The sequence below is a fragment of the Roseixanthobacter pseudopolyaromaticivorans genome, from assembly GCF_043195145.2.
Lineage (GTDB): Bacteria > Pseudomonadota > Alphaproteobacteria > Rhizobiales > Xanthobacteraceae > NCEH01.
This window is the reverse complement of the sequence record NZ_CM195539.1, coordinates 2,311,948-2,325,504: the sequence shown is the minus strand read 5'-3', so window position 1 is coordinate 2,325,504 and position 13,557 is coordinate 2,311,948. Positions and strand designations below refer to the sequence as shown.

General features: G+C 64.3%; 11 protein-coding genes, 1 tRNA gene and 1 riboswitch. Of the genes, 6 read left to right on the top strand and 6 right to left on the bottom strand.

The window, feature by feature from the left end:
• Positions 1–39: 39 nt before the first annotated feature.
• Together V5F68_RS11260 and V5F68_RS11255 are read right to left on the bottom strand one after the other, a co-directional pair.
• Entirely contained in the window at positions 40–1,134 is a 1,095-nt protein-coding gene (locus V5F68_RS11260) for a 3'-5' exonuclease (RefSeq protein ID WP_394014835.1), read from the bottom strand.
• 129 nt (positions 1,135–1,263) lie between these two features.
• Positions 1,264–1,340 (bottom strand) — tRNA-His (locus tag V5F68_RS11255).
• A gap of 211 nt (positions 1,341–1,551) precedes the next feature.
• On the opposite strand from V5F68_RS11255, the gene V5F68_RS11250 reads away from it, so the two are divergent.
• Together V5F68_RS11250 and V5F68_RS11245 are read left to right on the top strand one after the other, a co-directional pair.
• Positions 1,552–4,407, top strand: a complete 2,856-nt coding sequence (locus tag V5F68_RS11250) for a DUF4114 domain-containing protein (protein WP_394014834.1) — start codon at positions 1,552–1,554, stop codon at positions 4,405–4,407.
• Positions 4,408–4,609: 202 nt separating this feature from the next.
• The gene (locus V5F68_RS11245; RefSeq protein WP_394014833.1) at positions 4,610–4,894 is read left to right on the top strand and encodes a hypothetical protein; all 285 of its coding nucleotides are present in this window, start codon (positions 4,610–4,612) and stop codon (positions 4,892–4,894) included.
• Positions 4,895–4,963: 69 nt separating this feature from the next.
• Here the strand turns inward: V5F68_RS11245 and thiC are convergent, their stop codons facing one another.
• Positions 4,964–6,829 carry a phosphomethylpyrimidine synthase ThiC gene (gene thiC / locus V5F68_RS11240; RefSeq protein ID WP_394014832.1) on the bottom strand — a complete coding sequence of 622 codons (1,866 nt, stop codon included), beginning with the start codon at positions 6,827–6,829 and terminating at the stop codon, positions 4,964–4,966.
• A gap of 95 nt (positions 6,830–6,924) precedes the next feature.
• Positions 6,925–7,059, bottom strand: a riboswitch (TPP riboswitch).
• 186 nt (positions 7,060–7,245) lie between these two features.
• Between thiC and V5F68_RS11235 the strand changes: the two genes are divergently transcribed.
• From V5F68_RS11235 to V5F68_RS11225, 3 genes are all read left to right on the top strand, one after another.
• Positions 7,246–8,040, top strand: a complete 795-nt coding sequence (locus V5F68_RS11235; protein WP_394014831.1) for a thymidylate synthase — start codon at positions 7,246–7,248, stop codon at positions 8,038–8,040.
• An 89-nt stretch (positions 8,041–8,129) separates the two neighbouring features.
• Complete coding sequence (locus tag V5F68_RS11230; protein ID WP_394014830.1) at positions 8,130–9,020, top strand: protein-methionine-sulfoxide reductase heme-binding subunit MsrQ; 891 nt, start codon at positions 8,130–8,132, stop codon at positions 9,018–9,020.
• A 69-nt stretch (positions 9,021–9,089) separates the two neighbouring features.
• Positions 9,090–9,824 carry a hypothetical protein gene (locus V5F68_RS11225; RefSeq protein ID WP_394014829.1) on the top strand — a complete coding sequence of 245 codons (735 nt, stop codon included), beginning with the start codon at positions 9,090–9,092 and terminating at the stop codon, positions 9,822–9,824.
• 5 nt (positions 9,825–9,829) lie between these two features.
• Here V5F68_RS11225 and miaA read toward each other — a convergent pair whose 3' ends face one another.
• Entirely contained in the window at positions 9,830–10,744 is a 915-nt protein-coding gene (miaA, locus tag V5F68_RS11220) for a tRNA (adenosine(37)-N6)-dimethylallyltransferase MiaA (protein ID WP_394014828.1), read from the bottom strand.
• 21 nt (positions 10,745–10,765) lie between these two features.
• Between miaA and serB the strand changes: the two genes are divergently transcribed.
• Complete coding sequence (serB, locus tag V5F68_RS11215; RefSeq protein WP_394014827.1) at positions 10,766–11,665, top strand: phosphoserine phosphatase SerB; 900 nt, start codon at positions 10,766–10,768, stop codon at positions 11,663–11,665.
• A gap of 68 nt (positions 11,666–11,733) precedes the next feature.
• On the opposite strand, the gene V5F68_RS11210 is transcribed toward serB, so the two are convergent.
• Together V5F68_RS11210 and V5F68_RS11205 are read right to left on the bottom strand one after the other, a co-directional pair.
• Positions 11,734–13,227 carry a Do family serine endopeptidase gene (locus tag V5F68_RS11210; protein ID WP_394015167.1) on the bottom strand — a complete coding sequence of 498 codons (1,494 nt, stop codon included), beginning with the start codon at positions 13,225–13,227 and terminating at the stop codon, positions 11,734–11,736.
• 140 nt (positions 13,228–13,367) lie between these two features.
• Positions 13,368–13,553: a DUF2065 domain-containing protein gene (locus V5F68_RS11205; RefSeq protein ID WP_348845039.1), complete on the bottom strand. Its 186-nt coding sequence runs from the start codon at positions 13,551–13,553 to the stop codon at positions 13,368–13,370.
• Between the last annotated feature and the right edge of the window lie 4 nt (positions 13,554–13,557).

Here is a 13,557-nt window from a genome sequence, read left to right as displayed (position 1 = left end):
CGCGCCGGCCGCGCGGGAGGGCGCGAACCTGCTTATCCCTCACGCGTCCTCGCGCGTCGATGTGCGGATGGTCGTGTCAGCCGCGCCCGCCGCCGGCGTGGGGACTACGGTGCGGATCACCTCGAAAATATGCCGCATCGCCTGGTCTTCGGCCACGGTCAGGCGGCCATCGCGCTTGATCATGCCCATCAGCAAAGGCAGGACGACGGACATTTCCCCCCGGTTGCCCGCGAGGCGCTTGGAGGCCGTGGTTGCCCCGTTCTGGCTCCCCATCAGGGCCATGGCGCTTTCGCGCAACGCCGCGCGCAGCGCCTCGTCGAAAGATAGCCCCAGGGCGGTCGCGACATGGGACGAATAGGCGTCGATGGTCGCCAGCTGCGCCTGCATGGGTACCTTGGCCCGGGCGGCGACAAAGCGGATGAGCAACTGGCCATCGCGCGCACGTTCGATTGCGCGCCTCGCGGCACGGCCACTGTGCGCCGCGGGCTCGTGCGGCATGGATATCTCGGCCGAAGCGGCCCGCCAGCCCGCTCTCTTGGGCACGCGGCGGGGCAGGGGGGATTCCGGCCGGGGCGGCGCGGGCAGGAGGTTGGTCGGCACGGGCCAGGGCGCGTGCCAGGGCGGGATCGCGGCGCGCTTGATATGGAAATAGAGCCGCGCGGTGAGGAAAGCGTCCTGGAACGCATCATGGCGTTCCGCCTGGGACCCGAGCCCGAGCCGGCCGACGCAGGAGGAAAGCTTGGCCGATTGCCCGGGCCAGTGGCTTTGGGCCGCCTGCATGGTGCAGAACACCGGCTTCTCGACCGGCGCGCGTTCCGACTTTCTCAGCTCGCGCGCGACATAGTGCATATCGAAACCGGCATTGTGCATGACCAGGCAATCGGCCCAGTCCAGCCAGGCGCGGACCTCGTCCGCTTCCTCGGCGAATAGGGGCTGGAACCGCAATAGCCAGTCATCCCACCCGTGAACCGCCAATGCGCCGGGGTGGGAATCCTTGCGGGGGTCGTAGATGCGATAGATGTGGTCCACGTAGGTGCCGCGATCGAACCGGATCGCGGCGATGGCGATGAGCTTATCGTAGGGCAGAACACCCGTGGTCTCGGTGTCGAGGACGATGATGCGTTGATTTGGCATGGGCCCCAGCCGTTTGGCGAAAAGTATGGGGGCGGCAATCACCGATTGTCCAGATCGCACGGCACGTTAATCCCGCACCGCATTACGTGTGGCGAGGATGAACCGGCGGGGGAGGGGGGGCACTGGTAATGGTACAGGTGGGTGGGCTCGAACCACCGACCTCCGGTTCCACAGACCGGCGCTCTAACCAACTGAGCTACACCTGCGAAGCTCCGGCGCGCGGGGGCGCCGAAGAGAGCGCGGAACCTACTCGGGACGTTCCGGTATTTCAAGGGGGGCGGCGCGGATTGTGCCCGCGCGTTTCGGTGCCGCTCGCCCTATCCCGGCACCATCGAGCGGAAGGTGACTTTGCCCGCGCCGAAAATTCCCTAATGTATCCCTCAAGGGTAAGCCGCAAGAAAATCGTGGATGGGGACCATGGCCAACGTAACCCTTCCGAATTCCACCTATCTCGACTTCACGAGCTACCGCTCCACCAGCGCCACAACACCCGAAGCTGCCTACGATATTACGCCGGGTGAGATCCACCACACGGATTCCGGGCTGGTCGTCGCTCTGGTGCTGGACCGCGCGAACGATCCCAGCGCCTTGCTCTCGGGCGATTGGGCGAGCCGGCAGAAGGCCATCGCCAGTCTGAACGCGCAGGGCACCTTGTGGTCCACCTATGGCGCCGATCCGGTCGAGTATCAGAAGGTGCTCGACGGGCTGCACACCATGGGCGTCACGGTGGTCGGCGATGCCATGGGCACCAGCGGCTATGTGACCTCGGCAGAATCACGCACCATCTGGGTGCAGCTCGACACCAATACCTTCCCAGCCCTGTTCGGCACGCCGCTGCTGCGCGTCGGCCCGACGGACGACGCCAGCCAGCTGTTCTGGAACGGGAGCCTCTCCCTGCCGCAGGACTGGAAGGTCTCCGGCATCTATCCGGATTTCGAGGCTTATCCGGCGGTGTCGAACCTTGCTGGCGGGGCGAGCGTGGAGCTGCCCCAGGGGCCGCAGAGCCCCGGCAACAGTTCCTCGGCAAATCCTGCCTTCTACGCCCAGCAGCTGGGCCAGAACTTCTACAATTTCCCGGAAGAATGGGCGACCCAGAAGACCGGCACGGTCGGCCTCCTGGAGCCGGGCGTGGGCGATTCCCTTCCATTCGGCAGCACCCAGACGTTCCAGGACTTGCTGAATGCGTTCCGCCAGGGCGCGGGGCTCGACACCGACGGGCATTATTACGTCGTCGCACCGGCCGGCCAGCTCTATGACAATTCGGCCGGAGAGCGGTCGCTGGATGTGGGCGTGGTCACCTCCGCCGCGCCGCAGAGCACGATCGGCCTCTATGTGGGCTCTGGCCTGCTGAATTACTCCTGGGCCACCAGCTACACGGCCTATCAGCAGGCCTTCTGGGACCTGCTGCACAATCCGGCGGTGATCTCCTCCTCCTTCGGGGACGAGGTCTTCCCCGCACCCGGCTCGCCGTTCATGGCCGCGAGCCGCGAGCTGTTCGTGGACGCGGCGCTGCGCAACATCTCGGTGTTCTCGGCCAATGGCGACGGCGGTTCGGGCGACCAGGCGGCGAACGGCATCACCAACCAATACACCTCCTATACCAGCCCCTATGGCGTCCTGGTGGGCGGTACCTCGCTGAGCCCGCCAGCCAAGGCGGCCGCCGACGCCACGCTGGCGCAGATCGTCGCGGAAGTGGCCGCCGGCAACGCGGCCACCATCTGGCAGCTGGTCTCCGGCGGCATGACGCAATTGCCGGACCCGACCTCCCAGGACACGACACAGATCGAGACCGTGTGGAACTCGTATGTCCTGCGGGAGAACCACATCAATCCCGGATATTACATCAACAATGCCGGGTCCGGCGGCGCCGATCCCACCCAGCCGACGCCGTGGTATCAGCTCGCCTACGGGTTGACGCCCTTCACCGCCGATCCGCTGCACCAGCCGGGGCGCGGCACGCCGGATGTTTCGGCGCAGGCCGGCGGCGGGGTGTCCTATCTCGTACCCAGCGCCGACATGACGGAGGTCTGGTACGATTACGGGACCAGCGCCGCGACGCCGTTCTGGGCGTCCATCGCCGCCCACATCAATGCCGAGTTCGCAGACATTGGCCTGCCGCAGCTCGGCTATGCCAACGACCTGCTCTATATCGCCGCCGTCATCACCCCAGCGGCGTTCAACGACATCACGGTGGGCCAAAACACCTCCACCTTCATCGAAGGCGGAAGCTATACGACGCCCAATTATTCCGGCGACGTGATCCACGTGACCCCGACCGGCTTCGGCGATTCCGCCGGGCCCGGATATGACCTCGCCACCGGGCTCGGCACGCCCAATGCCACGGTGCTGGCGCGGACGCTGGCGGCCATCGCAACCGCGCAATATTATTTCGATACGCCCGACGTGCTCACCGCGAGCGGCAGCACCTGGAGCAGCACCACCGACCAGAGCCTGCTGTTCCAGAGCGCGCTAAGCGCCGACGCCCCCATCGACCTCTCGCTCGGGGGGCATGATGTGAGCTTCAACGGTGCCGCCGGCGGCACCTTTGCCTGGACCAGCCAATTCGCCCAGCAATCCCTTTCGGCCGATTTCTCCGCCGATCTCGTGACCATGTTCGACAAGCAGGCGCAGGGCACGGTGAGCCAGTTCCATGTGGCCGCCGGCGCCGGCATCGGCGTGCAGATCGGCGGGGCGGCCACCGGGACGCCGCAGGCCTCCTTGTCCACGCCGTATGGTTTCGTCGATTTCGTCTCGGACGCTACCGACAGCGCCGTGCAAGTGGCGCGCGCGGTCGCGGTGGCGGAGACAGCCGGAGCGGCGAACGACCAGGAAGCCGTCGTGCGCCTGCGCCAGAGCGGCAACGATGCGGTCTCGCTGCTGTTCTACAAGGTGGATGATTTCTCCGGCACCATCGATGGAATCGCGCCGGGGCAGGCCGGCTATGATGCGGCGACGCTCGTCCATGCCTATGCCACCACCAGCGGGGGCGCCTGGATCAGCGGCCCGGGCTTCGGTCTCTATGGCCAGACGGCGCTGCTCGACGTGGATGCGGGCGACATCATCGCCATGCGCCTGAAGGACGGCACCCACGATTATTTCGCCTTCTCCCCCGCCAACGAGCAGGTGAATGGCGAGGGGGTGGCCCACCTGTGGAACTACGGCCTCAACACCTGGGGCTGGGAAGACCTCTATGGCGGCGGCGACCACGATTATAACGACCTCGTGGTCCAGCTCGATTTCACGAGCGCCGCAGCAAAGGATTGGGTGGTGTGACCGTGCCCGGAAAATCAATCTAAAAATATCAAGGCAATGTGCCGCAATTGACTGCCGTAAAGTTAAAGAGGATGGACCTCTTCGCGGGCCTTATAAAGGGGAAGAGGTAATGAAGTACGTTGTTTCTCGTCTATGCTTGGTTTTTTCACTTCTTCTGCTATTGGGCGGCTTAGCGCGCGCAGCGGAGGGAAGGCAGAATTTCGTGCTGGTGAATAATACCGGTTACGATATCAGCCACGTCTATGTCTCGCCCACGAAGTCGGACGAGTGGGAAGAGGACGTGCTCGGCAAGGATATCCTGGAAGACGGGGATTCCTGGAAGATCAAGTTCAGCCGCAGCACGCGCACCTGCAAATGGGATTTGAAGGTCGTCTACGACGACGATGATTCCACCGCGACATGGAAGAACATCGACCTGTGCACGGTCGAGAAGATCACCATCAAATACAATCGCAAATCGGACACCACCAGCGCCATATTCGAATGATTGGCAGCCGGTTTTCCGGTTTTAACCCCGCCCTGTGAAGGGCGGGGTTTTCTTTTGCGGCGCGGGCGCTCAGGCCGCGGGCGGTTCCGCGACATCGGGGGCGGGGGTGTAGATCTTGCCGCCGCCGTCGCGGAATTTCTGCGCCATTTCCGCCATGCCCGCCGCCGCCTGGTTGTCGGCTTCGGCGCGGGCAATATCGCCGGCTTCGATCTTCAGCTCCTGGGAGATTTTCATGGAGCAGAATTTCGGCCCGCACATGGAGCAGAAGTGCGCCACCTTGGCGCCCTCCGCCGGCAGGGTCTCATCGTGGAAGGATTCCGCCGTCTCCGGATCGAGGGAGAGCGCGAACTGGTCGCGCCAGCGGAAGGAGAAGCGGGCCCGGGAAAGGGCATCGTCCCGGATGCGCGCAGCCGGATGGCCTTTCGCAAGGTCTGCCGCATGGGCGGCGATCTTGTAGGAGATAACGCCGGTCTTCACATCGTCCCGGTTGGGCAGGCCGAGATGCTCCTTGGGCGTCACGTAGCAGAGCATGGCGGTGCCGAACCAGCCGATCATGGCCGCGCCGATGGCCGAGGAGATGTGGTCGTAGCCGGGGGAGATGTCGGTCACCAACGGGCCAAGCGTGTAGAAGGGGGCCTCGTGGCAGACCTTCAGCTGCTTCTCCACATTCTCGCGGATGAGGTGCAGCGGTACATGGCCCGGCCCCTCGATCATCACCTGGCAATCGTGCCTCCAGGCGATTTCGGTGAGTTCGCCCAGGGTCTCCAGCTCGGCGAACTGGGCGGCGTCGTTGGCGTCCGCGATGGAGCCTGGGCGCAGGCCGTCGCCGAGCGAGAAGGCCACGTCATATTGGGCGAAGATCTCGCACAATTCCTCGAAATGCTCGTAGAGGAAGCTCTCCTTGTGGTGGGCGAGGCACCATTTGGCCATGATCGAGCCGCCGCGCGAGACGATGCCGGTGACGCGGTTGGCGGTCAGCGGCACATAGGCGAGGCGCACGCCGGCATGGACGGTCATATAATCCACGCCCTGCTCGGCCTGCTCGATCACCGTGTCGCGGAAGATCTCCCAGGTGAGGTCCTCGGCGACCCCGTTCACCTTCTCCAGGGCTTGGTAGATCGGCACCGTGCCGATGGGCACCGGGGAATTGCGGATGATCCATTCGCGGATGGTGTGGATGTTCTTGCCGGTGGACAGATCCATGACCGTGTCGCCGCCCCAGCGGATCGCCCACACCAGCTTGTCCACCTCCTCGGCAACCCCCGAGGTGACGGCCGAATTGCCGATATTGGCGTTGATCTTCACCAGGAAGTTCCGGCCGATAGCCATCGGCTCGGTTTCGAGATGGTTGATGTTGTTGGGGATGATGGCCCGGCCGCGCGCCACTTCCTCGCGCACGAACTCGGCCGTGATATCGGTGGGAATGGCCGAGCCGAGGCCCATGGCCTTGTGGTGCGGGTGGGCGCCGCCATTGGCGCGGGCGAGATTTTCGCGCGCGGCCACATATTCCATCTCGGCGGTAATGATGCCGGCACGCGCATAGGCCATCTGGGTCGGCCGCTTGCCGGGCTTGGCCTTCAGGGGCTTGCGGCCGGTGCGGTCGAAGGCGGGCAGGTGGCTGGTCTGGCCGGGCTTCAGCCCGTCGTCTTCCGGCTTCTGCGCGCGGCCTTCCACTTCCTCGACATCGCCGCGCTCAAGCACCCAGCTGCGGCGCAGCTCAGGCAGGCCCTTGGTGAGGTCGATCAGCGCCTCGGGATCGGTGTAGGGGCCGGAGGTGTCATAGACGCGCACCGGGCGTTCGGCGGGATCGGACAGGCTGACCTCCCGCATCGCCACCTGTACGTCGGGACGGGTGGCTGGCACGAATACCTTGCGGGACTGGAGCAGGGGGCCTGTCGTCACCTTCAGGGATGAGGTGGAGGCTTCATCGAGCATACGGATCTCCTTTAAGCTCGCGCTTCAAATGAGATCCGGGGATTCGAGCTTAGGAGACGGGGTGGCTCCGGGTGGAATTCGCGGGGCGAATCGCGCCGGTGGCCTATTCCGATCCCTTCGCCGGCATGACCCGGATCAGGTTCGAAGGGTCATCGCGGCGCCGGTGATCATGACGATCAATCCGGAAGGCGATCTCTCAGCCCCCTCGCGGGGCTCCCCTTGGAATGCGTCCACAGTGGGGAGGGATTTGATCCATGTCAACGCTGCGACGCAGCAGCCAGTCGCCGCGCATATTGCGTTGCAACACGAATTTGTGTGGGTCGGCAGGTGGCTTCACGGCCGGCGCCCATGACATTTCCTGGTGAAGTGCATAAATCTTACGGAGAAGCGCGGAATTGGGACGGAGAAGTGCTGAGATGCGCCAGTACCACGACCTTCTTCTGCGCATTTTGAGCGAGGGCGTCCGCAAGGAGGACCGCACCGGCACCGGCACGCTCTCCGTGTTCGGTCACCAGATGCGCTTCGACCTAGCCGAGGGCTTTCCCCTGGTTACCACCAAGAAACTGCACCTCAAATCCATCGTGCATGAGTTGCTCTGGTTTTTGGCTGGCGACACAAACATCAGATATCTCAAGGAAAACGGCGTTTCCATCTGGGACGAATGGGCGGATGCAAACGGCGATCTCGGCCCCGTTTACGGCCATCAGTGGCGCTCCTGGCCGACCCCGGAAGGGGGCGTGATCGACCAGATCGCCCAAGTGGTCTCCGACATTAAGCGCAATCCGGATTCTCGGCGCTTGATCGTAACCGCATGGAATCCGTCAGACGTGCCGAAGATGGCTCTGCCGCCGTGCCATTGCCTCTTTCAGTTTTATGTCGCGGATGGCAAACTTTCTTGCCAGATGTACCAGCGCTCTGCCGACGTTTTTCTTGGCGTTCCTTTCAATATTGCATCCTACGCTCTATTGACGGCGATGGTCGCGCAGGTAGCGGGCTTGAAAGCTGGCGATTTCGTTCATACGTTCGGTGATGTTCACCTCTATTCCAACCATGTGGAGCAGGCGCAGGAGCAATTGTCCCGTCCCCTCCGCCCCCTCCCGCGTCTGGTGCTGAACCCGCGGGTGCGTGATATCTTCGCGTTCCGCTATGAAGACGTGGCGATCGAGGGATATAATCCGCACCCTGCCATCAAGGCCCCCGTTGCCGTATGATGTGCGGCTTCACGGCCTTGTGTAACGCCTTGCCGTAACTTTGGCGCCTCGCTTTGCGTATCTTGAGCGATAGCGAGAGAATACGCCCCATGGCCCTGTTTCACGAACGTAATGGCAAATTCAGCCCGGAACTCACCCTCTCTCTTCTTGGAGCGGTGGTGCCGGTACTCTGGCTGGCGGGCTGGGCGCTGGCGGGGGACCTTGGCGGGCGGCCGGTCGCGGCAGCGATCCATTTCACCGGCCTGTGGGCCGTGCGTTTCCTACTGGTGAGCCTCGCCGTCACCCCCGTGCGACGCCTCTTCCAATGGCCGAAGCTGGTACTGGCACGCCGCAATCTCGGTCTTGCGGCCCTCTTCTATGCCGCCTTGCATCTCGGATTGTTCGTGGCCGATCAAGGCTATAGCTTCACGGCGGCAGGGCGTGAGATCGTCTTGCGCTTCTATCTCACCATCGGGGCGGTGGCGGTTGCCTTGCTGCTGGCGCTTGGCGGAACATCCTTTGACCGCATCATTCGCCGCATGGGGGCGAAGCGTTGGAATGCGCTGCATGCCAGCGTCTATGCCGTTGCAATCCTTGCCATTGCTCATTTTCTGATCCAGTCGAAGCTGGACGTGACCGAGGCCGTCATGATGGGCGGCCTGCTGATCGTGCTGTTCGCCTATCGCATCGTCTTCCACTTCACGAATCGTGTCGGGCCAATGGCTTTCGCCGCCGTAACGATTGTTAGCGCCGCGCTGACGGCGCTTGGCGAAGTGGCATGGTACGGGGTGCTCACCGGCGTGGACCCCTGGCTGGTTGCGGCAGCGAATTTTCAGCCGCAGCTTGGGGTTAGCCCCGCCGGCTGGGTGCTGGCCGCCGGTTTGTCGCTGGCTCTGGCGGCGGCGGTGCGACAGACGCTGTTTCCGTCTGCAAAGACCGTCCGGGCCGGCAAACAATCCGGCACGAAAGTGTCACCCCCCAAGTCCAGACTCGCCGGCTAACCCCCTTCGCTGTCCGTTCCCGCTCTCCCCCCGATCAGCTAAGCTGAGCGGCGAGCATGGGGGTGGGACATGAATGCGAAAATCAAGGGTATTCTATGGTGGGTGTGCCTTGTCGTGGCGCCGCTTATTCTTGCCAGCGCCGAGCTTTTCCATCCGTCGGGCTTCACGAGGAGTCCCGGCATGTATGCCTATCTTTGTACGTCCCAGCCGTTTGATCCGCGCTACTGGGCGCTTGGTTATTTCGGGCCGACCTGGTGGTTCACCATGCACATGATCCAGCTTCCCATGCTGGGGCTGGTGTCGGTGGGATTATGGATGGCTGTGGAGGGGATTGAGGAGGGCCTCGCCTGTCTCGCGGCCTGGGTGTCGCGCGTCGCCACCTTCATATTTTTGATCTGCTACACGGCGCTTGATTCCATCGGCGGCATCGGGCTCGGCCGCAGCATGCTGAACATCGACGCCATGCGCGCGGCGGGAAAACTGACGCCAGAGCAAGCCCAGGGCGCGATCGCGCTGCTCAATGAAGATTGGGTGGATCCGTGGGTCGGCGGTGTCGGGTCCGTCATCAGCCTCACGGGCTCCTGGATGGTCCTTCTCGCCGCGGTGAGCGTCGCCCTTGCCCTCCACCTCACGCGCCGGGCCCCATGGCCCTCCCTTATTCTGCTGATTGCGTTCGGTTGGGAGATCCAGACGTCGCACGCCAGCCCCCATGGGCCCATAGGCTTCCTGTTTTTGGCGCTTGCGGCCGCGTGGATTCGCTTGGCCGGGGCGGCACCGGCACGCAGGGGGCTTGCGGCGGCCTGAAACGTTCAGGCGGCAATCTCACCCATCAGGTCTTCCAGAGCCTCATAGGGAGTCGTGTGCGGCCACTCCGCCATCTGGTGGCGAAACCAAGTCTCCTGCCGCTTGGCATAGCGGCGGGTGTCGGTCTGGCCCTCCGTAACCGCTTGGGAACGGGAGATATCGCCGGCGAGATGCCGCATCATCGCGGGCACGCCGCAGGCCTTGAGGAGCGGCCGGTCGGCAGGCAGCCGGCGTTCGGCGAGCCGTTCGACCTCTTCCAGGGCACCGCCCTCCATCATCACCTCGAAGCGCCGGTCGATCTGGCGCCGCAGAATGTCTCGATCCAGCTGAAGCACCCGCTTCACCAGCCCCTCCGGGGGCAGGGCGGGCGGCTGGATAGAGCGCTGCCACGCGCTGAGCGACTTCCCCGTCGCTTCAACAACTTCGAGCGCGCGTAGGATGCGCTGACGATCGTTGGGCGCCAGGCGGAACGCGGTTTCGGGATCCAGCGTGGCAAGGCGGCTGTGCAGCACGTGCGCGCTCTCGCCTTCCGCCATGGTCCGGATCGCCATCCGCATCTCTGCCGGGATCGGCGGAATGGCGACAAGGCCTTGGGTCAGGGCCCGAAAATACAGGCCAGTGCCGCCGATGACGATCGGCAGCCGATCCACCGCCCGCGTCGCCCCTATGGCGGCGATCACATCGCCGAGCCAGCGGCCCACGGAATAATCGTCCATCGCGTCAGCATGGCCGTAAAGCCGGTGGTCGGCGCGAGCCTCCTCCTCGGCGCTGGGCCGCGCGGTGAGGATTCGCAGATCGCGGTATACCTGCATCGAATCCGCATTGATCACCACGCCGCCCGTGCGCTCGGCGAGAGCCAGCGCCACCGCGGACTTGCCGCTGGCCGTTGGACCTGCGATGAGCACCGCTGACGGTTTCAAGCTTTCCTCATTGGACAGACCATGGTGTATGTCGCGACACTTATCGCAAATCCTTCTCACGCCACCTTAACGCGCGACATGATTCACGCCGCGCGGTCCGTCCTGCCCGGCGCGGAGGAAGAGCGCATCCTCGCGGCCGAGGTGGCCGTGGACATTCCGTTCGATCCTGAACTTGGGGCAGATACCCGCCTTCTTGCCGATGGCGTGCGCGCCGCCCTTGCCGGCGCGCCGATCGACGTGGTGGTGCAGCTCGCCGCGGCGCGGCGCAAGAGATTGTTCATCGCCGACATGGATTCCACCATGATCGGCCAAGAGTGCATTGATGAACTCGCGGACGTCATCGGCATCAAGGCGCACGTGGCTGCGATCACCGAACGGGCGATGCGCGGCGAGATCGCATTTGAACCGGCACTGCGCGAGCGTGTGGCCTTGTTGAAAGGCTTGCCGGCGCAGGTGGTGGACGAGGTTTTGCGCAGCCGCATTTCCTTGACGCCGGGCGGCGCGGAATTGGTCGCCACCATGAAGGCGAACGGAGCCTATACGGCGCTCGTTTCCGGTGGGTTCACCCTGTTCACCGATGCGGTCGCGGGCATGCTGGGATTTGACGAGAACCGTGCCAATCGCCTGCTGATCGAGGCGGACCAGTTCTCAGGCCTCGTGGAGGAGCCGATTCTCGGCCGCGACGCCAAGACCGCATCCCTCGTCGAGCTGCGGGACCGGCTTCATCTGTCTCCCTCCGAGACCCTGGCGGTGGGCGATGGCGCAAACGATCTCGGAATGCTGGGGGAGGCTGGCCTCGGTGTCGCGTTCCACGCCAAGCCGAAGGTGGCGGAGGCGGCCCACGCACGCATCGATCACGGGGATCTCACCGCCCTGCTGTATCTTCAGGGTTATTCCGCGGAAGAGATCCGCCATCCCTGAGCCGGTTCGCGGCTCATGCGGAAAAAAAGGCCCGGTGTTTCCGGGCCTTTTGTTTGTGAAAGTGGCCGCTAGTTCAGCGGGATCGCGGCGAACTGAACCTGCCCATCGGCGTCGGAGATCAGGAGCAGGGCGGATTTCTTCCCGTCCTTCTTCAGCCCGTCGACGCGCTTCTGGACATCGTCCGGGCTTGAGACCGCTTCCTGACCCACCTCAACCACGATCTGCCCGGGCTTGAGACCCTTCTCGGCGGCGGGGGAATTGCGGTCCACGTTCAGGATCACGACGCCTTTGACGGTGTCCTTGATTTTGAAGCGCTTGCGCAGGTCATCGCTCATCGGGGCGAGTTCCAGGCCGAGCGACTTCTTCGCTTCGGGTTTCACCGCATCCGTGGGGGTCTTGGCGACAGCGGCGGCCTTCTCGTCCTCAGGCATGCGCGCGATTTTGAGGCGCAAGGTTTCTTCCTTGCCTTTGCGCACCACCACCACATCGACTTCCTTGTCCACCGCCGTGTCCGCGACGAGACGGGGAAGATCGCGCATTTCCTTCACGTCCTTGCCGTCGAAACGCACCACGACATCGCCGGCCTTGAGGCCGGCCTTCGCCGCCGGCCCGCCATCGTTGACGCCGCCCACCAGCGCGCCGCGCGACTTGCCGAGGCCGAGGCTCTCGGCGATCTCGTCGGTGACGCTCTGAATGCGCACGCCAATCCAGCCGCGACGCACTTCCTTGAACTGTTCGAGCTGGGCGATCACCGGCGTGGCGGTGGAGGCGGGCACGGCGAAACCGATGCCGATGGAGCCGCCCGACGGCGAGATAATCGCCGTATTGATGCCGATGACCTCACCATCCATGTTGAACAGCGGTCCGCCGGAATTGCCGCGGTTGATGGCGGCGTCGGTCTGGAGGAAGTTGTCGTAGGGGCCGGCATTGATGTTGCGGTTGCGCGCGGACACCACACCGACGGTGAGGGTGCCGCCGAGGCCGAAGGGATTGCCGATGGCCATCACCCAGTCGCCCACCCGCATCTTGTCGGAATCGCCGAATTTCACCGAGGTCAGTGGCTTGTCTGGCTTCACGCGCAGCAGGGCGAGGTCGGTCTTGGTGTCGCGTCCCACCAGCTCGGCCTTGAGCTTCGAGCCGTCGTTGAAATTGGCATAGATCTCGTCGGCGTCGGCGATGACGTGATTGTTGGTCACGATCAGGCCCGACGGATCGATAACGAAGCCGGAGCCAAGCGAGGAGACCTTGCGGCCGCGCCCACCCTCGCGGCCCTCTCCGTTCTGGTCGCCGTCCTGCTGTTGCCGACGCTTGAAGAATTCGTCGAAGAAATCCTCGAACGGCGATCCCGGCGGCAATTGCGGGGTCGGCACACTGCGCGAGGCAGCGACATTCTGCGAGGTGGAGATGTTCACCACCGCGTCCATGACCTTCTCAGCCACGTCGGCGACGGTGTCGGGGCCTTTGCCGGGAGCCGCGAGGGACGGCGCAGACCAAGCGAACGGCGCCGCCAGGGCCACCGCAAGCAGCGGCATCTTCAGCGCGGACACTAGGCGAGCGGACATGAAGCGAGCGGACATGGCCTCTCCTCAGGGGCGGAGCAAATGGGAACCGGGCGAACCGCACCAAACCACGGCGGATATTACGCCTCGCCTGCCAATGCGGCGGAAACGCGACGCCACGTAAGCGGGGCCGCGCTGTTACTCTATCCGCGCACCAACCAGACCAGGATGACCCCGACCGCGCCGGCGACGAGCCCGGCGATGCGGACGGGCGTCTCCGGCGCTTGCAGGACCGCCTTTATGGCGCTGCGCCACGCCGCCGGAAAGGCGGCGAGGCAAAGACCCTCGATGACGAGGACCAGACCGAGAGCGGCGACCAGATCGCGCATCGAC

Coding starts and splice junctions, on each gene's coding strand:
- thiC (WP_394014832.1), bottom strand. CDS start 6,829: ATGCTCGATGAAGCCTCCACCTCATCCCTGAAGGTGACGACAGGCCCC.
- V5F68_RS11235 (WP_394014831.1), top strand. CDS start 7,246: ATGCGCCAGTACCACGACCTTCTTCTGCGCATTTTGAGCGAGGGCGTC.
- V5F68_RS11210 (WP_394015167.1), bottom strand. CDS start 13,227: ATGTCCGCTCGCCTAGTGTCCGCGCTGAAGATGCCGCTGCTTGCGGTG.
- V5F68_RS11225 (WP_394014829.1), top strand. CDS start 9,090: ATGAATGCGAAAATCAAGGGTATTCTATGGTGGGTGTGCCTTGTCGTG.
- serB (WP_394014827.1), top strand. CDS start 10,766: ATGGTGTATGTCGCGACACTTATCGCAAATCCTTCTCACGCCACCTTA.
- V5F68_RS11230 (WP_394014830.1), top strand. CDS start 8,130: ATGGCCCTGTTTCACGAACGTAATGGCAAATTCAGCCCGGAACTCACC.
- V5F68_RS11250 (WP_394014834.1), top strand. CDS start 1,552: ATGGCCAACGTAACCCTTCCGAATTCCACCTATCTCGACTTCACGAGC.
- V5F68_RS11260 (WP_394014835.1), bottom strand. CDS start 1,134: ATGCCAAATCAACGCATCATCGTCCTCGACACCGAGACCACGGGTGTT.
- V5F68_RS11205 (WP_348845039.1), bottom strand. CDS start 13,553: ATGCGCGATCTGGTCGCCGCTCTCGGTCTGGTCCTCGTCATCGAGGGT.